Genomic DNA, 21,981 nt, shown 5'->3' with positions numbered 1-21,981 from the left:
GTGTAATCAACCACACCGCGCGCATCACTCCTGGTCGGCGAACGTGATTCTCGTCATGTTCGCCGACCGGGTGCGCGCTGAGCCCTGCCGCCTAGAGCCCGACGAGCGGGCGCAGCGCCTCGCCGGCCGCCTCGACGATGCCCGGTGTGTAGAACGGCAGGTTGATGATCACGCCGTCGATGCCCGCGTCGATGACCTTGGTCTTGATCTGATCGGCGACCGAGTCCGGGGTGCCGACCACCATGCGCTGTTTCATCTCCGCGGGAATCTGGTCAAGGCTCGCGTTCTCGTCGATCAGCACCGTGGTCAGCGAGCTGGTCTCCAGGGTCGCCGGGTCGCGGCCCACCTCCTCGCACGAGCGCCGCACCACCTCCAACTTGCCGGGCAGTTCGTCGAAGCCCGCGATCACGTTGAGGTGGTCGAAATGCCTTGCGGCGAGCGGGATTGTCTTCTTCTCGCCGCTGCCGCCGATCATCAGCGGAATGTGGTCTCGGAAGCGGGGATTGGCGACCGCGTCGCTGGCGCGATACCACTTGCCCGAGAAGGTCGCCTGCTCGCCCTTGATCATCGGCAGGATGATTTCGAGGGCTTCGTCGAGCCGGTTGAATCTGTCGGTGAAGGTGCCGAATTCGAAACCCAACTGGTCATGCTCGAGCTCGAACCAGCCGGTGCCGATGCCCAGGATCGCGCGGCCCTGGCTCACCACGTCCAGTGTGGTGATGATCTTCGCCAGCAGGGTGGGGTTGCGATACGTATTGCCGGTGACCAAGGTGCCCAGCTGCACCCGCTCGGTGGCGGTGGCCAGCGCCCCCAGGGCGGTGTAGGCCTCCAGCATGGGCTGATCGGGCGATCCCAGCATCGGCAGTTGGTAGAAGTGGTCCATCACGAAAACCGAGTCGAATCCCGCGGATTCGGCCTCGCGTGCCTGGGCGATGACGGTGGGGAAGAGTTGCTCTACCCCCGTGCCGTAGGAAAAGTTGGGAATCTGCAGACCAAGTCGAATAGCCACGCTGATTACCGTAGCGATCGGCCGGGCGCGGGAGAAGGGTTTGCGGCGGGCGCGGGTTACGCCTCAGGCGAACTGAGCCAGCGCGCCGTGGCTCACGTGCAACGTCTGACCGGTGATGTGGCGCGCCGCCGACGTGGTCAAGAACAGCGCCAGGCGGGCGACCTCCGCGGCCACCGGCGCGGCGGTGCGCGAAAGCCCGTCGTAGCCGGCCTGAGCGCTGCGCCCACTGGCGACGGCGTTGACCGTGATTCCGCGCGTGCCGAAGACGCTCGCCTGTCCCGCGGTCCAAGTCGCCAGCGTCGCTTTGATCGCCGCGTCGGCGCTGCCCGCCGGCGGGTTCTCGGGTACCACGCTGATGATCGACCCGCCCGAACGCAGATGATCGCCCACGGTCTGAAGGGTCAGCACCGCCGAAAGCACCGTCGCGTCAAGGGCATTGCGCCACGCGTTGGCGGTGTCGGCGATCGAGTAGGTGCGCGGGTCGCCGGCCTCCCAGGTGGGCGCCGGCACGTTGACGATGGTGTCCAGGTGATGGGGGAACAGCGGGCGAGCCTCTTCGAGGCTGGCCGGGTCGGTGGTGTTGCAGACGATCGCCTCGACCTCTAGTTCCTTGGCGGCGATCTCCAGATCGCTCTTGCGCGCGCCCACGAGGGTCACTCTGTGGCCGTCGTCGCGGAAGCCCTCGGCCACCGCGCGCCCCAGCTCCGTGTCTCCGCCGGTAACCAGTACCTCCACTGCCATGACCTCCTCTGCCTGGGACCTCAGCGCGTTATGGCGTCAATCCCCGTATATGTTACTGGACAGTAGCTAGCCGGCGAAATTTTTGCCGCCGCGACGCGCGGATCAGTTCGGTAACTATTTGTGCGTCACTTTTTGCGGCGATTTGGGCGCCACGCGCACCGCAGCATCGGCGGGTTAGGGTGCATCCCATGCGTCGGATCGGGATCCTGGCCAGTTTGGTTTCGACGGTGTTGGTGGCCGGGCTGGTCGGGTGCGGTTCCAAACCGCCGGCGCAGTCGCCGCAGGCGTCCGGGAAGGCGATGGTGTTTGCCGCCGCGTCGCTCAAACCGGCGTTCACCCGGATCGGTCAGCAGTTCACGGCCGAAAACCCGGGCACCGGCGTCGATTTCGAGTTCGCGGGCTCCTCCGAGCTGGCCACCCAGTTGACGCAGGGCGCCACCGCCGACGTCTTCGCGTCGGCCGACACCGCGCAGATGGACACGGTCGGCAAGGCGGGCCTGCTGAGCGGCGAGCCGAGGAACTTCGCGGCGAACACGTTGGTCATCGTCACCGCGCCGGGCAACCCGAAGAAGATCGAAAGCTTCGCCGACCTGGCCAAGCCCGGCCTCAACGTGGTGATCTGCCAGCAGCCGGTGCCGTGCGGGGCGGCCGCGCGTCGCGTCGAAGACAGCGCCGGGGTGCGGCTCAACCCGGTCAGCGAGGAACTCAGCGTGACCGACGCCCTCAACAAGGTCACCACCGGTCAGGCCGACGCCGCGCTCGTCTACGTCACCGACGCCAAGACGGCCGCCGGCAAGGTCGCGACCGTGACCTTCCCCGAGGCGGCCGGCGCGGTGAACGTCTACCCCATCGGGGTGCTGCGGAACGCCGCGCATGCCGCGCAGGCGCAGAAGTTCGTCGACCTGGTGACTTCCCCGGCCGGCCAGCAGATCCTGGCCCAGGCGGGCTTCGCCAAGCCCTGACCGCCGGCCCACCGCCACCGCCGTCGGCTAGGGCTGAAAGGCCGGAAGAATGGCGCCGGAATCGCGAATCTCCCAGATGCTGTTCTTGCTCACGCCATCGAAGTTGATCTTGTTCAACGTCGCCCGCGAGTAGGTGAGGTCGATGGCGACCTGGGTCGAAGTGTTGCCGTACGGGTCGGTCATCGGGAAAGTGCCCTGAACGTTCACCGCGGCGGCCTCGGGATAGGTCGCTCGCGCGTACTTGAGAATCGCGATGGTGTCGAGCCGCGCGCCGTCCCTGATCATCGCCTCGGTGTAGTTGTCTCGAATGGCAAAGCGGGCGTTGACGATGTCGCCGTCCGGGCCTGGAGCGGTCGTGAAGGTCACTCCGTCGGGCTTCTTCGGACCGGCCGGCGTCGACGGCGCCGCCTCGGTCGGTGTCGACGGTCCCGCCACGGTCGCACCACCCGACGGGGACGATTGGCCGCCATCCTTTCCGTCGAAGCCCCAGCTTCTGCCGACGATGACGAGGAGCACGAGCGCGGTGAGTACCGCCAGGGCCAGGGCCGCCTTTCCCGAGACGCCCTTCTTCGGCGGCTCGGTGGCGAAAGCCCATTCGCTGGTCCAGTTGGTGCCGTCGAAATACCGTTGCAGCCCATGGCCTACCCCGGCGGGATCGGGGTACCAGCCCGGCGCCGATTTGGGCGGGGGCGGCGCCTGTTCAGATGGCATCCATGCACCTTCGTCCTGGCGGTGACCTTCCGGCTACCCGCGGCGATGGCCGCGCAAAACCATTCTCGTCGCACCGGCGGACTACCGCTCGGCGGGTATCGGCCCCGCTTCGGCGCGCCGCCCGCGGCATTCCGGTGTAATGCGGAGAGTGGGTGAGCGGGTCCCGCGTGAGTGTTCGAAGTGACCGTCGGCAGGAGGGCATGTATTAGCGCGCATAGCACGGATCTGCCCCGCTGGGTGTATCTCCCCGCGGCCGTCGGGACCGTCTTCGTGGTGCTGCCATTGCTGGCCATCGCGGTCAAGGTCGATTGGCCGCATTTCTGGTCGCTGATCACGAGCTCCTCGTCGAGGACGGCGCTGGCGCTCAGCCTTCAGACCGCCGCCGCCAGCACGGTGTTGTGCGTGGCGCTGGGCGTGCCGATGGCGCTGGTGCTGGCCCGCAGCACCGCGCGGGCGGTGCGGTTGCTGCGGCCGTTGATCCTGCTGCCGCTGGTGCTGCCGCCGGTCGTGGGGGGGATCGCCCTGTTGTATGCGTTCGGACGGTTCGGATTGCTCGGCCAGTACCTGGAGGCTGCCGGCGTCCGCATCGCGTTCAGCACCACCGCGGTGGTGCTGGCGCAGACGTTCGTCTCGCTGCCATTCCTGGTGATTTCCCTCGAGGGCGCCGCGCGCACCGCGGGGTCCGATTTCGAGGTGGTGGCCGCGACGCTGGGGGCGCGGCCCAGCGCGGTCTGGTGGCGGGTCACCCTGCCGCTGTTGGTGCCCGGCGTCGTATCGGGCGCGGTGCTGGCGTTCGCCCGCTCGCTGGGGGAGTTCGGCGCCACGCTGACCTTCGCCGGCTCGCGCCAAGGGGTGACCCGCACGCTTCCGCTGGAGATCTATCTGCAGCGGGTGACTGACGCCGACGCCGCCGTGGCGTTGTCGATCCTGCTGGTGGTGGTGGCGGCCCTGGTGGTGCTGGGGCTGGGCACGCGCCGGCTGACCGGCGCGGACGCCAGGTAGGGCCGGACCATGAGTGACAGGTAGGGCCGGACCATGAGTGAATTGCAGCTGCGCGCGGTCGTCTCCGAGCGTCACGTGGACGTGGAGTTCTCCGTGGCCGCGGGGGAGGTGCTCGCGGTGCTGGGCCCCAACGGCGCGGGCAAATCGACTGTCCTGCACGTCATCGCGGGCCTGCTTCGACCCGACCGCGGGGTGGTGCGGCTGGGCGACCGAGTCCTGACCGACACCGCGACCGGGGTCGACGTCCCGACGCACGACCGCCGGGTGGGGCTGCTGCTGCAAGACGCATTGTTGTTCCCGCACATGAGTGTTGCCGCCAACGTCGCGTTCGGACCGCACAGTCGCCGCGCGAGGCTGCGCTCGGCCCGCGCGGCGGAGAAGGCGACGGCAGCGCGCTGGTTGCGCGAGGTGGACGCCGAGCGCTTCGCCGACCGCAAACCGCGGCAACTCTCCGGCGGACAGGCACAGCGGGTCGCGATCGCGCGGGCGCTGGCGGCCGAACCCGATGTGTTGCTGCTCGACGAGCCGCTGGCCGGGCTCGACGTCGCCGCGGCCGCGGCGATCCGGGCGGTGCTGCGCAAGGTCGTCACCCGCATCGGCTGTGCGGCGATCCTGGTCACCCACGACCTGCTGGACGTGTTCACGCTGGCCGATCGAGTGCTGGTGCTCGAGTCGGGCAGGGTCGCCGAAATCGGCCCGGTGCCCGAGGTGCTCACCGCGCCCCGCAGTCATTTCGCCGCCCGGATCGCGGGTATCAACCTGGTCAATGGCACGGTCGACACCGACGGCTCGCTGGTCGCGCACTCCGGCGACCGCTGGTATGCGGCCCCACAAGAGCGCGGCGATCTGGTCTCACCCGGGCAGCACGCGATCGCGGTTTTCCCGCCCACGGTGGTGGCCGTGTATCGCGATCGGCCGCACGGCAGCCCCCGCAACGCCGTCGAGGTCACCGTGTCCGAGATGGATATCCGCGGGTCGGCGGTGCTGGTGCGCGGCGCTCAGCAACCCGACGGTGCCCCCGGCCTCGCCGCGGAGATCACCGCGGACGCCGCCGCGGAGTTGCGATTGGCGCCGGGCGACCGGGTGTGGTTCTCCGTGAAAGCCCATGAGGTGACGCTGTATCCGACCGCGCACTGAGCGCCGGCGGCCGAATGTCCGTGCGGCACTCGATCTCCGGGCGGCACTCGGCAGGTTGCACATTGGCAACATCGGCACAACTGCGCTGCATTAGTCCGCAAAGCTCCTTGCGTCACAGCGGTAACACGGTAGGTTCGTCGCCATGGAGCAGGTGGAACCGACCTCGACACGCCGCCAAGGACTGTGGACGACGCTGGCGATCACCACGGTGAGTGGTGCCAGCGCCCTCGCCATCGCATTGCCGGCGACCTCGTATGCCGATCCCGAGGTCCCGACCCCCGTCCCGCCGAGCACGGCCACGGCCCCGCCCGCGGCACCGGCCGCACCCGCGGCACCGGCCGCACCCGCGGCGCCCGCGGCGCCGGCCGCACCCGCGCCGAACGGGCAACCGGCACCGGGTGACCCCAACGCGGTCCCGCCGGCCGTCGCCCCGAACGGGGCACCGCCACCGCCGGTCGACCCCAACGCCCCCCCGCCGCCCGTGGACCCGAATGCGCCCCCGCCACCGCCGGTCGACCCCAACGCCGGGCGCATCAACAACGCCGTGGGGGGATTCAGCTACGTCCTGCCCGCCGGGTGGGTGGAGTCGGACGCTTCCCATCTGGACTACGGCTCGGCGCTGCTGAGCAAGGTGACGGGCCCGCCACCGATGCCCGACCAGCCGCCGCCGGTTGCCAACGACACCCGCATCGTGATGGGCCGCCTCGACCAAAAGCTTTACGCCAGTGCGGAAGCCGACAATGCCAAGGCCGCGGTGCGGTTGGGTTCGGACATGGGTGAGTTCTTCATGCCCTATCCCGGCACCCGCGTCAACCAGGAGAGCACCCCGCTCACCGGCGCCAATGGAAGCACCGGGAGCGGCTCGTACTACGAAGTCAAATTCAGTGATGCCTCCAAGCCGAACGGCCAGATCTGGACGGGCGTCATCGGCTCGGCCAACGGCGGGAATGCGCAGCGCTGGTTCGTGGTGTGGCTCGGAACCTCGAACGACCCGGTGGACCGGGGCGCGGCCAAGGCGCTGACCGAGTCGATCCAGGCGTGGACACCGCCGGCGGCTCCGCCACCGCCGCCGGGCGCCCCGGGAGCGCCGGCGGCCCCGGGAGCCCCTGCGCCCGCACCGGCTCCCGCACCGGTGGCTCCGGGAGCGCCCGCACCGGCGCCAGCGCCTGCGGCTCCGGGAGCCCCGGCGCCGGCTCCCGCACCGGTTCCGGGTCAGGCGCCGGCCGTGGAGGTCAGTCCCACCCCCACACCGGCACCGCAACAAACCCTTTCGGCCTGACCGGTCGGCCCTGATCGCACGGGCCGACGGAAAACCGACTGGTCAACCGTCTCCAATTCGGCACTCGTTTTGTGACCCAAACTGGGTATACCGAAGTGACGGCCCAGCAAAGTGCTGGGCTTTGCCAGCGATTGCAAGGAGACCCGCGATGGACATCATGGCAGCTACGGAATTCCTCGCTCGATCAAGCACACTCACCAGCGTCGGCTGGATCGGCTACATCATCATCGGCGGTATCGCCGGTGCGATCGCCAGCAAGATCATCCGCGGTAGCGGAGCCGGCATCCTGATGGACATCGTGATCGGCATTGTGGGCGCCCTGGTCGGCGGGTTCATCCTGAGCTTCTTCGTCGACACCGCGAGCGGCGGCTATTTCTTCACCTTCTTCACCGCCCTGCTCGGCTCGGTGATCCTGCTCTGGATCGTCGGCATGGTGCGCAGGACGTAGCGGGCCTAACCCGTTGCGGCCGTGGTGGTTAGCGGCATGATGGTGTGATGGCGTCACCGGTGACCACCACGGCAATGCGGGCCTGGCGGGTGCGTCGGCCCGGGCCGATGGACACCGGCCCGCTCGAGCAGGTCACCGCCGAGGTGCCGCGGCCGGCGCCGGCCGAACTGCTGGTGGCGGTGCGCGCGTGCGGGGTGTGCCGCACCGACTTGCACGTCACCGAAGGCGACCTTCCCGTCCACCGCGACCGGGTCACCCCCGGCCACGAGGTGGTCGGCGAGGTCGTCGAAATCGGCCCGGAGGCCGGCGACGAGTTCCGGGTGGGGGACCGGGTGGGCATCGCCTGGCTGCGCCACACCTGCGGCGTGTGCAAATACTGCCGCCGCGGCGACGAAAACCTCTGCCCGAAATCCCGCTACACCGGCTGGGACGCCGACGGCGGCTACGCCGAATTCGCCACCGTCCCGGCCGCTTTCGCGCATCCCCTGCCCAGCGGCTACAGCGACAGCGAACTCGCCCCGTTGCTGTGCGCGGGCATCATCGGTTATCGCTCGCTCCTTCGCGCCGACCTGCCGCCCGGTGGGCGCCTGGGCCTCTATGGCTTCGGCGGTAGCGCCCACCTCACCGCGCAGGTCGCCCTGGCCCAAGGCGCCGAGGTGCACGTAATGACCCGCGGATCACGCGCCCGCGAGCTGGCGCTGGAACTCGGCGCCGCGTCCGCGCAAGGCGCGGCGGATCGGCCGCCTGCGCCGCTGGACTCCGCGATCCTCTTTGCCCCGGTCGGTGATCTGGTGCTGCCCGCGCTCGAGGCGCTGGATCGCGGTGGCACGCTGGCGATCGCCGGGATCCACCTGTCGGACATCCCGGCGCTGAGTTACCAGCGTCACCTGTTTCAGGAACGCCAGGTGCGATCGGTCACGTCCAACACCCGGGCCGACGCGCGGGCCTTCCTCGACTTCGCGGCTCAGCACCACATCGAGGTGACCACCCCGGAATACCCTCTGGGACAAGCCGATCGGGCGTTGGCGGATTTGAGCGCGGGGCGCATTGCGGGCGCGGCGGTGCTGCTGGTGTGACCGGCGTCAGGTGGACAGATGCCACACGAACGCGGCGGCGAGCGCACCGAGGCCATTCAGTGACCAGTGCAGTGCGATCGGCGCGATCAGGCTGCCGCTGCGCCGGCGCAGCCAGCTGAAGACGAATCCCGCGGCGCCCGTCGCCAACACGGCGCCGGCCACCCCGGCCAGCATTCCCACGATTCCGCCGCCGAACAGCCGGGTGAAGCCCACGTTGCTGCTGGTCAGTCCGAACGACGTGGCGACGTGCCAGAGTCCGAACAGCAGCGAGCCCGCCAGCGCGACCCCGCGAAAGCCCCACGCCCGGTTGAGCGCGCCGTGCAGGACGCCCCGGAAGGCCAGCTCCTCGGGGATGACGGTCTGCAGCGGGATGATGACCATCGAGGCGACCATCGCCCCCGAGATCGTGGCGTAGCGGTTGTTCAGGAACATCGGCCGCGTCGCCGGCAGCAGCACGCCGATCGCGATCACCGTGGCCACGACGGCCACGGCCGCCAGCGCATAACCCAGTCCCGGCTTCCAGTGCTCGCGGCCGAGGCCGAGGTCCGCCCAGCCCAAACCGCGGCACCGCATCAAGATGACCAGCCCGACGGCGGCGGCCGGGACGGTCGCGATGCTCGCCCACGGCGTTGTGAAATGCGCGATCAGGTCCGTCAGCACGAGCACCACGACGACGACGGCGATGTCGAGATGGATCCGGAACCGGTGGGCCGCCGAAAGCTGGGGCACCACAGGGTGAACGTCGGCTATCCCGGTGGCCTCAAGCATCCGGCCAGTCTACCGGCGGCCCCCCGGCGCACCAGGGCAACGCGATTGCCGTCACACGAATCTCATCGTCGCTTTGTTCCAGTTGGATGGGTCGCCTCGCTCGCATCACTCACTTCGCTCGTTCTGCTCGCTCGGCTCCCAGGTCCACCCCGAAATCTTCGGGTCGTCCTCGCCGTGCTCGCGGGTGTACATCCGCGCGGCCAGGCGGGCGTCGACCATGCGCTGCCGCAGCATGGCGGCGCGGCTGGCCAATCCGTCGACGCGGTCGATGACGTCGATGACCAGATGGAAGCGGTCCAAATCGTTGAGCATCACCATGTCGAAGGGCGTCGTCGTGGTGCCGCGTTCCTTGAAGCCGCGCACGTGCATGTGCGCGTGGTTGGTGCGGCTGTAGGTGAGCCGGTGGATCAGCCACGGATAGCCGTGGTAGGCGAAGATGACCGGCCGGTCCGGGGTGAACAGCGCGTCGAACTCGCGGTCCGGCAGGCCGTGCGGGTGCTCGGTATCGGGCTGCAACCGCATCAGGTCGACGACGTTGACCACCCGGACGGCCAGCTCCGGCAGCTCGGAGCGCAGGATGTCGGCGGCGGCCAGCGTCTCCAACGTCGGGATGTCCCCGGCGCACGCCAGCACCACGTCGGGCTCGTCGGTGGCGGTGCTCGCCCACTCCCAGATGCCCAGTCCGCGGGTGCAGTGCGCGATGGCCTGGTCCATGTCGAGATAGGCCAGCGCGGGCTGCTTGCCGGCGACGATGACGTTGATGTAGTCGCGGCTGCGCAGGCAGTGATCGGCCACCGACAGCAGCGTGTTCCCGTCCGGCGGCAGGTACACCCGGGTCAGCTCGGGTCGCTTGTTGGCGACGAGGTCGATGAAACCCGGGTCCTGATGCGATGCGCCGTTGTGGTCCTGCCGCCACACATGCGAGCTCAGCAGGTAGTTCAGCGACGCGATCGGCCGCCGCCACGGCAACTCCCGGCTGGTGGCAAGCCATTTCGCGTGCTGGTTCATCATCGAGTCGACGATGTGCACGAACGCCTCGTAGCAGTTGAACAGGCCGTGCCGCCCGGTCAGCAAATAGCCCTCCAGCCAGCCCTGGCACAGGTGCTCCGACAGCACCTCCATCACGCGGCCGTCGGGCGCCAGGTGCTCGTCGTCGGGCTCGATCTCGGACAGCCACACCTTGTCGGTCGATCCGTAGACGGCGTCGAGCCGATTCGAGGCCGTCTCGTCGGGGCCCATGAGCCGGAATCGGTCCTTGTTGCGGGCGATCACGTCGCGCAGGAAGCCGCCCAGCACCCGGGTGGCCTCGTGCGTGACGGCCGCCGGCCGCTCGACCGCGACGGCGTAGTCACGAAAGTCCGGCAGGTCGAGGTCGTGCAGCAACAGCCCGCCGTTGGCGTGGGGGTTGGCGCTCATCCGCCGATCACCGGTGGGCGCCAGCGCCCGCAGCTCCGGACGCAGCCGGCCGGTTTCGTCGAAAAGCTCCTCGGGTCGGTAGCTGCGCAGCCACTCCTCGAGCTGGGCGCGGTGTTCGGGATTGCCGTGCGTCTCGGCCAGTGGCACCTGGTGCGAGCGCCAGGTGCCCTCGACCTTCTTGCCGTCCACCACCTTTGGCCCGGTCCAGCCCTTGGGGGTGCGCAGCACGATCATCGGCCACACCGGCCGCTCGACCCCGTTGCCGCCGCGCGCCGCGCTCTGGATGGCCGCGATGTCGTCGAAGGCGTCGTCGAGGGCGGCGGCGAGCTGTTGGTGCACGTCGGCCGGGTCGTCACCGGCCACCGTGATCGGCCGGTACCCGTAGCCGCGCAGCAGCGATTCCAGTTCCGCGTGCGGGATGCGGGCCAGCACCGTCGGGTTGGCGATCTTGTAGCCGTTGAGCGCCAGGATCGGCAGCACGGCGCCGTCGGTCACCGGGTCGAGGAATTTGTTGGAGTGCCAGCTGGCGGCCAGCGGCCCGGTTTCGGCCTCGCCGTCACCGACGACGCAGGCCACCACCAGATACGGGTTGTCCAGGGCGGCGCCGAAGGCGTGCACCAGCGCGTAGCCGAGCTCGCCGCCTTCGTGGATGGATCCCGGCGTCTGGGCCGCGACGTGGCTGGGGATGCCGCCGGGGAAGGAGAACTGCCGGAACAGCTTGCGCAGGCCCTCGGTGTCCTCCTCGATGCCGGTGTAGACCTCGCTGTAGGTGCCCTCGAGGTAGGCGTTGGCGACCAGCCCGGGTCCGCCGTGACCCGGCCCGGTCACGTAGATGACGTCGGCGTCGCGGCGGCGGATGACCCGATTCAGGTGCGCGTAGACAAGGTTCAGCCCCGGTGTCGTGCCCCAGTGCCCCAGCAACCGCGGTTTGACGTGCTCGGTGGTCAGCGGCTCGGTGAGCAGCGGGTTGTCGAGGAGATAGATCTGCCCGACCGACAAATAATTGGCGGCGCGCCAGTACTTGTCGATCAGGGCGAGTTCGTCGTCGGAGAGCGCGGTTGCGTCGGTCATCTCACCGATTGTTCCCACCGATCCCTCCCGCTACTCCTCCCCGCGGGCGCGGGCTTCGTACGCCTGCCGCTTTTCGACGTCGACGTCGTCGGTGAAGACGTGGTCGCCGCCGAGCATCCGGTTGAGGCCCTCGGCGATCCGGCGCGGCCAGAATTTCTGGGACACCACCATCGCTCCCGCGGCCTTGGTGACCCGCACCCGCGGCTTGGGGTGGGCCACCAGCTTGACGATCGCGTCGGCGATCTCGGCGGGCTCGGCGTTGCGGAACCCCTTGGCCCCGTTGGTGCCCGCGGTGAGCTCGGTGTTGACGAACGTCGGCAACACCGCCGAGAACTTCACCCCGGCCGAGCGGTACTCCAGCCGCGCCGAGTCGGTGAACGCGACCACCGCGTGCTTGCTGGCGCAGTAGGTCGCCAGGCCGACGATGTAGAGCTCACCGGCCAGGGAGGCGACGTTGATGACGTGGCCGGTGCCGCGGGGGACCATGCGCTGGGCCGCCAGCTTGCTGCCCAGGATCACGCCGTAGACGTTGATGTCCAGAATCCGCCGGGTGACCGCGTCCGGCTCGTCGACGATCCGGCCGACCGGCATGATGCCGGCGTTGTTGATCAGCACGTCGATCGGGCCGAGCCGGCGTTCGACCTGGTCGAGGAAATCGGAGAAGGAGTGCGGGTCGGTGACGTCGAGTTTGCCGTAGACGTCGAGGCCGAGGTCGGCGCCCGACTCCTTCACCCGCACCTCGTCGACGTCGCCGATGGCGACCTTGGCGCCCAGATTGTGCAGCGCGGTCGCGGTCGCCAGCCCGATTCCCCGGGCTCCGCCGGTGATGACGATGACCTTTCCGCGGACTTTGAGGCCGAGGGAACCCGTGTCTGCCATATTCGGTGCCTTCCAGATTCTTGACGGGTGTCAACTAGACAATCCGGTAAGCACAGCACTCGAAGTCCGGCCGCGCAACAGCCGGTGGGCCTCACGTGCGACGCGCGAGGTTCAGTGCACGGCGAGCCACACCAGGCTGGCGGCCCCGGCCAGGGCGCAGTAGATCGCGAACGGGGTCAGCGTCCGGGTCTGGAAGTACCGGGTGAGGAAGCGCACGGCCAGGTAGGCGCAGACGAAGGAGGCGACGCTGCCGGCCAGCACCTGGCCGCCGATGCCGGCGCCCAGCGGCCCGAAGAGCTCCGGAATCTTGTACACCCCGGCGGCCAGGATGATCGGCGTCGCGAGCAGGAAGGAGAAGCGGGCGGCGTCCTCGTGCGACAGGCCGCGCCACAGGCCGGCCACGATGGTGATCCCCGAACGGCTGATACCGGGAAACAGGGCGAGGATCTGCGCGGCGCCGATCACCAGGCCGCGGGGCAGCGGAAGTTGGGCGAGCCGCTGGTCCGAGGCCTCGTCGCCGTGTTCGAGCTCCGCGTCGGCCGTTGCGGGTGTGCCCGGCGCGGGCGCGGGCGCGATGCGGCGGCGCAGGACCTCGCCCACGTACAGGGCGATGCCGTTGAGCAACAGGAACGTCGCCGCCGGGACGGGCTTGCCGAGCGTGGTGCGGAACAGCTGCTCGAGCGCCAGCCCGGCCAGGCCCACCGGGATGGTGCCCGCCACGATCAGCCAGGCCAGCCGCTCGTCGGGCGTCTGAATGCGGCGATACCGCAGCGACGAGAAGAACCCCGACAGGATGCGCGCCCAGTCGCGCCAGAAAAAGAGCAGCAGGGCGGCGGCGGTGGCCACATGCAGGCCGACGATGAACGCCAGGTAGGGCGAGTGGGGGGCCGAGACGCTGAGGTCTTCAGCCCACCGGCCGCCGACGAGCGCCGGCACCAACACCGCGTGCCCCAGGCTGGAGACCGGGAACAGCTCGGTGACGCCCTGGAACGCGCCGACCACCACGGCCTCGACGTAGCTCAGGTGCGCGGTCATAGCGGAGGCCTCCATCGGACGACGGGTCGCGGTCGGCCTGTGACGATAGCCCACGCCGCGCCGGCGCGGGTCCCCGACTGAGCCTTCGGGCCGACCCCGACCGGCGGGCGCCGAATCCGCTTGCCCACCCGGCCTTTTCACCGCATCCCGCCCCGTCAGGGTGGGTGAGCGCCCGTCGTGCAGCGCCCTGACCAGGCAGGTACGGTGTGCAGATGGTCGACGGGTTGCTCGATGCCGTGCGCGTCCTCGACGTGACGAGTGGGGTGGCCGACGCGGTGACCCGCCTGTTCGCCGACCTGGGTGCCGACGTTCTGAAGGTGGAACCGCCGGGCGGCTGCCTGGGGCGTGACGCGCTGCCGACGCTGCGCGGCGCCAGCATCCCGTTCGCCGTGCACAACGCCAACAAGCGCAGCGCGGCGCTCGACCCCTTCGATGACGACGACTGCGCCCGCTTCCTCGATCTGGCCGCCGACGCCGACATCGTCGTGGACGCCGGCGCCGACGAGCGCGGCGCCATGTTCGGGACCTCCGGCGAGGAGCTGGCCGCCCGCTACCCACACCTGGTGGTGCTGTCGATCACCGACTTCGGCGCGACGGGCCCGCGCTCCTCGTGGCGCGCCACCGATCCGGTGCTGTACGCGATGTGCGGCGCGCTGTCGCGGTCCGGCCCCACCACCGGCACCCCGGTGTTGCCGCCGGACGGCATCGCGTCGGCCACCGCGGCCGTCCAGGCGGCGTGGGCCGCGCTCGCGGCGTACTACAACCGACTGCGTTGCGGCACGGGAGATTACATCGACTTCTCGTGGTTCGACGCGGTCGTCATGGCCCTCGACCCGGCCTTCGGCGCGCACGGGCAGGCCGCCGCCGGCATCCGGCGGACGGGGCGGTGGCGGGGGCGCCCGAAGAACCAGGACGCCTACCCGATCTATCCCTGCCGGGACGGCTACGTCCGGCTGTGCGTGATGGCGCCCCGGCAGTGGCGGGGTCTGCGGCGCTGGCTGGGGGAGCCCGAAGATTTCCAAGACCCCAGATACGACGTGATCGGCGCGCGGTTCGCGGTGTGGCCACAGATCAGCGAGCTGCTGGAGAAGCTGTTCGCCGGACAGACCATGAAGGATCTGGTGGCCGCCGGCCAGGCGCACGGGGTGCCCATCGCGGCGGTGCTGACGCCGGCGCGGATCCTGGGGTCCGAACACTTCCAGGCGGTCGGCGCGATCACCGACGCCGAACTCGTCCCGGGCGTGCGCACCGGCGTGCCGACCGGATATTTCGTGGTCGACGGCCGGCGCGCGGGTTTTCGCACGCCGGCGCCCGCCGCGGGGCACGACGAACCGTATTGGCGCGGCAACCCGTCGGTGGTGCCGTCGGCCTCGGGCCGGCTCGGCGATTATCCCTTTGCGGGACTGCGGATTTTGGATCTCGGCATCATCGTCGCCGGCGGTGAGCTGAGCCGGCTGTTCGGCGACCTGGGCGCCGACGTGATCAAGGTCGAAAGCGCCGATTACCCCGACGGGCTGCGGCAGGCCCGCGTCGGCGAGGCCATGAGCGAGTCCTTCGCCTGGACGCACCGCAACAACCGCGGTTTGGGGCTGGACCTGCGCAGCGCGGAGGGCAAGAAGGTCTTCGGCCGGCTGGTCGCCGAGGCCGACGCGGTCTTCGCCAACTTCAAGCCGGGAACCCTTACCGCACTGGGGTTTTCCTACGACGAGCTGCGCGCCCTCAACCCGCGGATCGTGCTCGCCGAGAGCAGCGCGTTCGGCGACACGGGGCCGTGGAACGCGCGGCTGGGATACGGCCCACTGGTGCGCGCCACGACCGGCGTCACCCGGCTCTGGACGAGCGACGGCCCGGGGGAGGGCACCGAGGCGGCGCGGCACGCGTTTTACGACGCGACGACGGTATTCCCCGACCACGTGGTGGGCCGCGTCACCGCGATCGCCGCGCTCGCCGCGCTGATCCACCGCGACCGGACGGGCAACGGAGCCCACGTCCACATCTCCCAGGCCGAAGTCGTGGTCAACCAGCTCGACACCCTGTACGTCACGCAAGCCGCGCTGGCCGCGGGCGTCGCCCAGATCCGGCAGGACACCAGCCTGCACGCCGTCTACCCCTGCGCGGGCGACGACGAATGGTGCGTCATCTCGATCCGCTCGGACGACGAATGGCGGCGCGCCGCCTCGGTTTTCGACCACCCCGAATGGGCGGATGACCCACGGTTCGCCACCGGGGAAGCCCGACTGGACAATCGGGGCGAGTTAGAGGAACGGGTCTCGGCCTGGACCCGCACCCGCACCCCGCCGCGGGCCGCCGAACTGCTGCAGTCCGCGGGTGTTCCGGCCGGACCGATGAACCGTCCGCCCGACATACTCGAGGATCCGCAGCTGATCGCGCGAAATGTGTACAGCGCCATGACTCATCCGCTGATCGAGAACCCACTGCCCGCCGAGACGGGCCCGGCGCCCTACCGCCACATCCCGTCGGCCCGGCGGGCGCCGGCACCGCAGCCCGGGCAGGACACCGTCGAGATCTGCCGAAACGTGCTGGGAATGAATGCCGCCGACATTCAGCGGCTGATCGACGACCGCGTGCTGTTCGCCCCGCCCGCCGACGCCTGAGCCACCCCCAGATCGCCCGAGTGTGCGGCCAGCCGCACGCTCGCGGCCGAATGTGCGGCGAGCCGCCCGTTGGGGGTCCGATAAGTTCGTCGTATGACCGTCGACCCCAGGACCCCGGTGTTGGTCGGCTACGGCCAGGTCAACCATCGCGACGAGATCGACCCGTCGAAGCGGTCCGTCGAGCCGATGGACCTGATGGTGGCCGCCGTCGAGCGGGCCGCCGGCACCGCGGTGATCGAGGCCGTCGATTCCATTCGGATCGTGAACATCCTGTCGGCCCAGTACCGCGATCCCGGCCTGTTGCTCGGCCAGCGCATCGGCGCCTCCGACTTCACCACGCTGTACAGCCCGGTCGGCGGCAATGTGCCGCAATCCCTGCTCAACCAGGCCTGCCTGGACATCCAGCGCGGCCGCGCGGGCGTCGTGCTGCTGGCCGGCGCCGAAACCTGGCGTACCCGGCGGGGGCTGCGGGCCCAGGGCGGCAAGCTGGTGTGGACCGAGCAGGACCGCTCCGTGCCGATGGCCGAGGTCAGCGGCGACGACGTCCCGATGGCCGGCGACGCCGAGATCAGGATCCAGCTCGACCGGCCTTCCTACGTCTACCCGCTGTTCGAGGAGGCGCTGCGGGTGGCAAACGGCGAGTCGATCGACGATCACCTCGAGCGCATCGGGGAGCTGTGGGCGCGGTTCAACGCGGTGGCGGTCGACAACCCGCACGCATGGATCCGCACGCCGTCGAGCGCCGACGAGATCCGCCGGGCGGGCCCGCAGAACCGCATGATCAGCTGGCCCTACACCAAGCTGATGAACTCCAACAACATGGTCGACCAGGGCGCGGCGCTCGTCCTGACCTCGGTCGAGCAGGCCAGGAGGCTGAAGATCCCGGCCGATCAATGGGTGTACCCGCACGCGGGCACCGACGCGCACGACACACCGTCCATCGCGGAGCGTCACGAACTGCACCGGTCCACGGCCATCCGGATCGCCGGTGCACGCGCGCTCGAGTTGGCCGGGCTGGGCATCGACGACGTCGACTACGTCGACCTGTACTCGTGCTTTCCCTCCGCGGTGCAAGTGGCGGCGGCCGAACTCGGGCTGGGGGTCGACGACCCCGCCCGGCCGCTGACCGTGACCGGCGGGCTGACGTTCGCCGGCGGCCCGTGGAGCAACTACGTGATGCATTCGATCGCCACCATGGCGGAGTTGCTGGTGGCCAATCCGGGCCGGCGCGGGCTGATCACCGCCAACGGCGGCTACCTGACCAAACACAGCTTCGGCGTCTACAGCACCGAACCGCCGGCCGAATTTCGTTGGGAGGACACGCAACCGGCCGTCGATCGGGAGCCGACGACCGACGCGGTGGTCGAGTGGGAGGGTGTCGGCACCGTCGAGGCCTGGACCACGCCGTACGACCGCGAGGGGCGGCCGGAGAAGGCCTTTCTGGCCGTGCGCACACCCGATGGGTCGCGTGCGCTGGCCGTGGTCACCGATGACGCCGCGACGCAGGCATCGGTGCGTGAAGATATCGGTGGCGCCAAGGTTGCCGTCGCCGCGGACGGCAGCGCTTCGCTGCAATAGGCCCGTCGCGGGCACGACGCCAGGTCAGGGCGCCGATCGTGCGGTAACGGTCGCGTAGCCCAGGCCGACTTGCCTATTGTTGAGTGCTGAGGGTTGGGGGAGGTGAGCCCAGGTGCACATCCTGGTTACCGACGCCACCGGCGCACTCGGGCGCCTGGTCGCTGGGCAGCTCATCGCTGCCGGGCACACGGTCAGCGGCATTGCTGAGCTCCCGCATCCCTGCCTGGACCGCAACGTCGAATTTGTTTGCGCATCGCTGCGCGACCGCGTCTTGCGGGAACTCACCGACGAGGCCGACGCGGTCATCCATCTGGCCCCGATCGATCCCACCGCGCCCGGCAGCGCCGGCATGGACGGGCTGGCGCGGGTCACCGACGCGGCGGCCCGGGCCGGTTCCCGTCTGTTGTTCGTGTCGCAGGCCGCGGGCCGGCCCGAGCTGTATCGACCGGCGGAGGACCTGGTGTCCTCGAGTTGGGGGCCCACCGCGGTCATCCGGATCGCGCCACCGGTCGGGCGCCAACTCGACTGGATGGTGTGCCGCACCGTGGCCACGCTGTTGCGCAGCAAGGTCTCCGCGCAACCCATGCGCGTGCTGCATCTCGACGACCTGATGCGTTTTCTGGTCCTGTCTTTGAACACCGATCGCACCGGCGTGGTGGACCTCGCCAGCCCGGACACCGTCAACATGGTCACGGCCTGGCGGGTGTTGCGAGCCACCGACCCACGCTCCCGGCTGCATCGGGTCCGCAGTTGGGCGCAGCTGATGCCGGAGTTCGACGTCGCTGCGGCACAAGAGGATTGGATGTTCGAGTACGGCTGGCACGCGCTTGACGCGGTCGCCGACACCGCGCGCGGACTCGTCGGGCGCCGGCTCGACACCGCCGGCGCGATCAACCAGGGGGGACAGCTCGCGCTGCCCGTCGAGGTGCTGCCGCAATCCCGGCGACCGGCCGGCGACGACGTGCGCACCGCCGCGCCGGAAGGCATGGAAGGCGAATTCGACGATCAGATCGATGCGCGGTTCCCGGTTTTCAGCGGCGCCGCGCTGGCCGAGGCGCTGCCCGGACCGCTCACCCCGATCACGCTGGACGTCCAGCTGAGCGGGCTGCGCACCGCGAGCCGGGTGTTGGGACAGGTGCTCGCGCTCGGCGGCGTGGCCGAGGCCGAATGGGGCAGCCGGGCCATCGCGGTGTTCGGGCACCGCGCCTACGTCGGGGTGTCGGTCAACATGGTCGCGGCCGGCCAGCTGCCCGGGTGGGACCAGGACGCCGTGGTCCGCGACGCCCTCGTCGGCCAGCCCCAGGTCGGCGATCCGCTGCCGTTCGGCGAGCCGGCCGGGACGACGGGCGCGCTTGGCTCGGTCGCCAAGGCGGTCGCCGCGGGACGGTCGGTTGCGCTCTTGCGTCACCTGCGGGCCGACACCCGGGCGTATTGCGCCGTCGCGGAAGCCGAGCACCTCGATGCCACCCAACTGGCGTTGCTGCCCGAAGCCGCTCTGGAAGTGCGGCTGCGGCTGTTGCGCGACCGGATCCACCAAGGCTGGATCCTCAACGCGCTCTGGTTGATCGACACCGGTGTCAGCGCCGCGGCGCCGGTCCGCCGCCAGGCCGGCCGCAGCGTGCCGGGGATGGGCATGATCACCGACAGCGGGCTCGTCGCGGCGGAGATCGCGGAGTTGGCGTCGGCGCTGCGGGCCGACCCGCCGTTGTGCGGGCTGGCGGCCGAGGGCAACCTCGCGAGCATTCGTGCGCTGTCACCGAAGACCGCCGCCACCGTGGATGCGGTCGTCGCACGCATCGGGCACCGCGGCCCGGGCGAGGCCGAGCTGGCCAGCACGACCTTCGCCGACGACCCGACGATGTTGCTGACCGCCGCCGCGGCGGCCGCGCCCCCCGACCCCGCGTCGGCCACGCTGGCCGAGCGGCTTGCCGCCAACGCGCGCGGTTCGCGGGAGCTGGCCCACGACACCACGATGCGGTTCACGCACGAGCTGCGGATGACGTTGCGCGCGTTGGGATCTCTGCGGGTCGAGGCGGACCTGATCGACGCCGTCGACGACGTGTACTACTTGACCTGCAATGAACTGGTCACCATGCCGGGCGACGCGCGGCTGCGGATCAAACGCCGCCGCACCGAACGCGAACGCCTGCAGGCGCAGTGCCCACCGGACGTCATCGACGGAGCCTGGGCGCCCGTCCCGCCCGGCGCCGACGGCTCGGGCGCCGAGCCCACCGCCGAGGACGGCTCAGCCGAGCAGCTCGCCCAGGGGTGATTGCGGGTCGGCCAGTTTGGCGGGGTCGACGGACGCCTTGGAGCGGATCAGCGCTTTGACGTCGTCAAGCACGTCCCAGATGTTGACGTTCATTCCGGCCAGCACCCGGTTCTCGCCGTCGAGCCAGAAGGCGACGAACTCGCGGCCGGCGACATCGCCGCGGAACACCACCCGCTCAAAGCTGGGGGCGTGGCCGGCGTACTCCATGCCGAGGTCGTATTGATCGGTGAAGAAATAGGGTAGCTCCGCGTATTCGCTTGGCCTGCCCAGCATCCCAGCCGCCGCCACGGCGGGCTGCTTGAGCGCGTTGGCCCAGTGCTCGGTGCGGATGCGGGTGCCGAATAGGGGGTGTTCGGCGGCGGCGATGTCGCCGACCGCATAGATGTCGGGATCGCTGGTGCGCAACGACGCGTCGACGAGCACCCCGCCGTCACCCAGGGAGAGCCCGGCCTGCTCGGCCAGTTCGATGTTGGGTTTGGCGCCGACGGCCACCAGCACGGCGTCGGCGGCGATCGTCTCGCCGTCCCGCATTCGCAGGCCGGTCGCCGAACCGTCGGCCCGGGTGATCTCCTCGACCTGCGTCTCGAGCCGAAGATCCACCCCGTGCTCGCGATGCAGGGCGGCGAACACCTCGCCGACGGTCTCACCCAGCGCGGCCATCAGCGGTTGTTTGGCGGCTTCGACGACGGTGACGTCGACGCCTCGCTGACGCGCACTCGCGGCCACTTCCAGCCCGATCCACCCGGCCCCGACGACCGCGAGCGAAGTCCCTTCGGTCAGCACGGCATTCAACGCGGCGGCGTCTTCATAGGTGCGTAGGTAATGCACACCGCCGGAGTCCGATCCCGGTATCGGCGGGCGCCGCGAGGCCGATCCCGTCGCCAACAGCAGCTTGTCGTAGGGAACGGTGGCGCCGTCGGGCAACCCCACGGTGTGGCCGGCCGCGTCCAGGGCGGTCACCCGCGTGTTGAGCCGGAGGTCGACGTTGTTGTCGCGGTACCAGTCGGAGTTCTGCACGGTGAAATCGTTCAGCGACTTTTTGCCGGCCAGATAGTCCTTCGACAGCGGGGGCCGCTCGTAGGGCAGATGCTCCTCGTCGGCGAACACAATGATGTGTCCATCAAAACTGTTGTCGCGCAACGCTTCTATGGCTTTGGCTGCCGCGAGTCCGCCGCCGATGATGACGAAGCTGGTCGAATTGGCCATGGTTCGTGCTCCGTTCTCCTGGATTTTTCAGCCTACCCGTGGGCGCTCAACGCAACAGCTCGCGCAGGTCGAGCGCATTGCGGACCGCGTGGCCGCCCAGGTCGTTGTTGAAGTACATCCACACGTCTTTTCCGTCACCGTCCCACGCGGTGATCCGGTCGGCCCAGCGCCGCAAGTCGTCGTCGGTGTAGGAACCGGCATAGTTCGCCTCCGGATCCGGCCCGTGCATCCGGATGTACACCAAATCGGTCGTCGCGCGGGGAATGCACGCAAGGCCGAGCCCACTCATGACCACATACGCGGCGCGATGGCGCTCCAATATCTCGAACACCGCGGGGTGATTCCACGACGGGTGCCGCAGTTCGACGGCGACGCGGATCGACGCGGGCATGAGCTGTAAGAACGAATCCAGGCGCGCGTCATCGCGCTGCTGTTCGGGGTGCAGTTGTACCAGCAGCACGCCACGGCGATCACCCAGGAGTTGCCAGCACCGTTCGAATCGTTCGATCCACGGCTCGGGGGAGGCCAGGCGACGGTAGTGCGTCAGACCGCGATGCGCCTTGACCGACATCGCGAAGCCGTCCGGCAGCTGATCGCGCCAGCCCTCGAACGTCGAATCCTTGGGCCACCGGTAGAAACTGGCGTTCAGTTCGACGGTGTCGAACACCTCGACATAGCGGGCGAGACGGCGCGCCGACGGTGTTCCCGGTGGATACAGCACATCGTTCCAGTGGTTGTACGACCACCCCGAGGTACCGATACGTATGGCCACTGCG

General features: G+C 69.7%; 18 protein-coding genes. 9 read left to right on the top strand and 9 right to left on the bottom strand.

The features are described from left to right. Positions 1-91: 91 nt before the first annotated feature. Together AC0KS4_RS11150 and AC0KS4_RS11145 are read right to left on the bottom strand one after the other, a co-directional pair. On the bottom strand, positions 92-1,015 hold the full coding sequence (locus AC0KS4_RS11150; RefSeq protein ID WP_238957285.1) for an LLM class F420-dependent oxidoreductase: 924 nt from the start codon (positions 1,013-1,015) through the stop codon (positions 92-94). A 57-nt stretch (positions 1,016-1,072) separates the two neighbouring features. After that, the gene (locus AC0KS4_RS11145) at positions 1,073-1,750 is read right to left on the bottom strand and encodes an SDR family oxidoreductase (RefSeq protein ID WP_225330538.1); all 678 of its coding nucleotides are present in this window, start codon (positions 1,748-1,750) and stop codon (positions 1,073-1,075) included. A gap of 188 nt (positions 1,751-1,938) precedes the next feature. Between AC0KS4_RS11145 and modA the strand changes: the two genes are divergently transcribed. Then, positions 1,939-2,712, top strand: a complete 774-nt coding sequence (modA, locus tag AC0KS4_RS11140; RefSeq protein WP_225330539.1) for a molybdate ABC transporter substrate-binding protein — start codon at positions 1,939-1,941, stop codon at positions 2,710-2,712. Positions 2,713-2,739: 27 nt separating this feature from the next. Here modA and AC0KS4_RS11135 read toward each other — a convergent pair whose 3' ends face one another. Then, positions 2,740-3,423 carry a DUF2510 domain-containing protein gene (locus AC0KS4_RS11135; protein ID WP_225330540.1) on the bottom strand — a complete coding sequence of 228 codons (684 nt, stop codon included), beginning with the start codon at positions 3,421-3,423 and terminating at the stop codon, positions 2,740-2,742. 204 nt (positions 3,424-3,627) lie between these two features. Here AC0KS4_RS11135 and AC0KS4_RS11130 point away from each other — a divergent pair, with 204 nt between their 5' ends. The 5 genes from AC0KS4_RS11130 (at position 3,628) to AC0KS4_RS11110 (ending at position 8,365) form a co-directional block, all read left to right on the top strand. Further along, positions 3,628-4,425, top strand: a complete 798-nt coding sequence (locus AC0KS4_RS11130; RefSeq protein ID WP_225330543.1) for an ABC transporter permease — start codon at positions 3,628-3,630, stop codon at positions 4,423-4,425. Positions 4,426-4,458: 33 nt separating this feature from the next. Further along, positions 4,459-5,562: a sulfate/molybdate ABC transporter ATP-binding protein gene (locus tag AC0KS4_RS11125; protein WP_225330541.1), complete on the top strand. Its 1,104-nt coding sequence runs from the start codon at positions 4,459-4,461 to the stop codon at positions 5,560-5,562. Positions 5,563-5,704: 142 nt separating this feature from the next. Further along, positions 5,705-6,841: an alanine and proline-rich secreted protein Apa gene (locus AC0KS4_RS11120; protein ID WP_225341309.1), complete on the top strand. Its 1,137-nt coding sequence runs from the start codon at positions 5,705-5,707 to the stop codon at positions 6,839-6,841. Between the two features lie 148 nt (positions 6,842-6,989). Further along, positions 6,990-7,289, top strand: a complete 300-nt coding sequence (locus AC0KS4_RS11115) for a GlsB/YeaQ/YmgE family stress response membrane protein (protein WP_225328828.1) — start codon at positions 6,990-6,992, stop codon at positions 7,287-7,289. A 47-nt stretch (positions 7,290-7,336) separates the two neighbouring features. Continuing rightward, positions 7,337-8,365: a zinc-binding alcohol dehydrogenase family protein gene (locus tag AC0KS4_RS11110; RefSeq protein ID WP_225328829.1), complete on the top strand. Its 1,029-nt coding sequence runs from the start codon at positions 7,337-7,339 to the stop codon at positions 8,363-8,365. A 6-nt stretch (positions 8,366-8,371) separates the two neighbouring features. Here AC0KS4_RS11110 and AC0KS4_RS11105 read toward each other — a convergent pair whose 3' ends face one another. The 4 genes from AC0KS4_RS11105 to AC0KS4_RS11090 all read right to left on the bottom strand — a co-directional run bounded on the left by AC0KS4_RS11105 (position 8,372) and on the right by AC0KS4_RS11090 (position 13,534). Then, positions 8,372-9,133, bottom strand: coding sequence for a CPBP family intramembrane glutamic endopeptidase (locus AC0KS4_RS11105; protein WP_225328830.1), 762 nt, complete (start codon positions 9,131-9,133; stop codon positions 8,372-8,374). Positions 9,134-9,238: 105 nt separating this feature from the next. After that, positions 9,239-11,620, bottom strand: coding sequence for a phosphoketolase family protein (locus AC0KS4_RS11100; protein WP_238955858.1), 2,382 nt, complete (start codon positions 11,618-11,620; stop codon positions 9,239-9,241). Between the two features lie 30 nt (positions 11,621-11,650). Further along, positions 11,651-12,499, bottom strand: coding sequence for an SDR family oxidoreductase (locus AC0KS4_RS11095; protein ID WP_238955857.1), 849 nt, complete (start codon positions 12,497-12,499; stop codon positions 11,651-11,653). Between the two features lie 111 nt (positions 12,500-12,610). After that, positions 12,611-13,534 (bottom strand): undecaprenyl-diphosphate phosphatase, encoded by a 924-nt coding sequence (locus AC0KS4_RS11090; RefSeq protein ID WP_225328833.1) that lies wholly within the window; start codon positions 13,532-13,534, stop codon positions 12,611-12,613. Between the two features lie 212 nt (positions 13,535-13,746). On the opposite strand from AC0KS4_RS11090, the gene AC0KS4_RS11085 reads away from it, so the two are divergent. From AC0KS4_RS11085 to AC0KS4_RS11075, 3 genes are all read left to right on the top strand, one after another. Further along, complete coding sequence (locus tag AC0KS4_RS11085) at positions 13,747-16,149, top strand: CaiB/BaiF CoA-transferase family protein (protein WP_275254124.1); 2,403 nt, start codon at positions 13,747-13,749, stop codon at positions 16,147-16,149. Between the two features lie 93 nt (positions 16,150-16,242). Continuing rightward, a complete protein-coding gene (locus AC0KS4_RS11080; RefSeq protein ID WP_238955855.1) occupies positions 16,243-17,727 on the top strand; it encodes an acetyl-CoA acetyltransferase in 1,485 nt (494 codons plus the stop codon). A gap of 112 nt (positions 17,728-17,839) precedes the next feature. Next, positions 17,840-19,999 (top strand): NAD-dependent epimerase/dehydratase family protein, encoded by a 2,160-nt coding sequence (locus AC0KS4_RS11075; RefSeq protein ID WP_225328836.1) that lies wholly within the window; start codon positions 17,840-17,842, stop codon positions 19,997-19,999. On the opposite strand, the gene AC0KS4_RS11070 is transcribed toward AC0KS4_RS11075, so the two are convergent. Then, positions 19,973-21,205 carry an NAD(P)/FAD-dependent oxidoreductase gene (locus AC0KS4_RS11070; protein ID WP_238955854.1) on the bottom strand — a complete coding sequence of 411 codons (1,233 nt, stop codon included), beginning with the start codon at positions 21,203-21,205 and terminating at the stop codon, positions 19,973-19,975. The genes AC0KS4_RS11075 and AC0KS4_RS11070 overlap by 27 nt on opposite strands. A gap of 46 nt (positions 21,206-21,251) precedes the next feature. Continuing rightward, the gene (locus tag AC0KS4_RS11065) at positions 21,252-21,977 is read right to left on the bottom strand and encodes a DUF72 domain-containing protein (protein ID WP_238955853.1); all 726 of its coding nucleotides are present in this window, start codon (positions 21,975-21,977) and stop codon (positions 21,252-21,254) included. Positions 21,978-21,981: the final 4 nt, after the last annotated feature.

The organism is Mycobacterium sp. NTMscope_MAC_12, from assembly GCF_976985675.1.
This window is presented reverse-complemented; position numbering and strand designations above follow the sequence as displayed.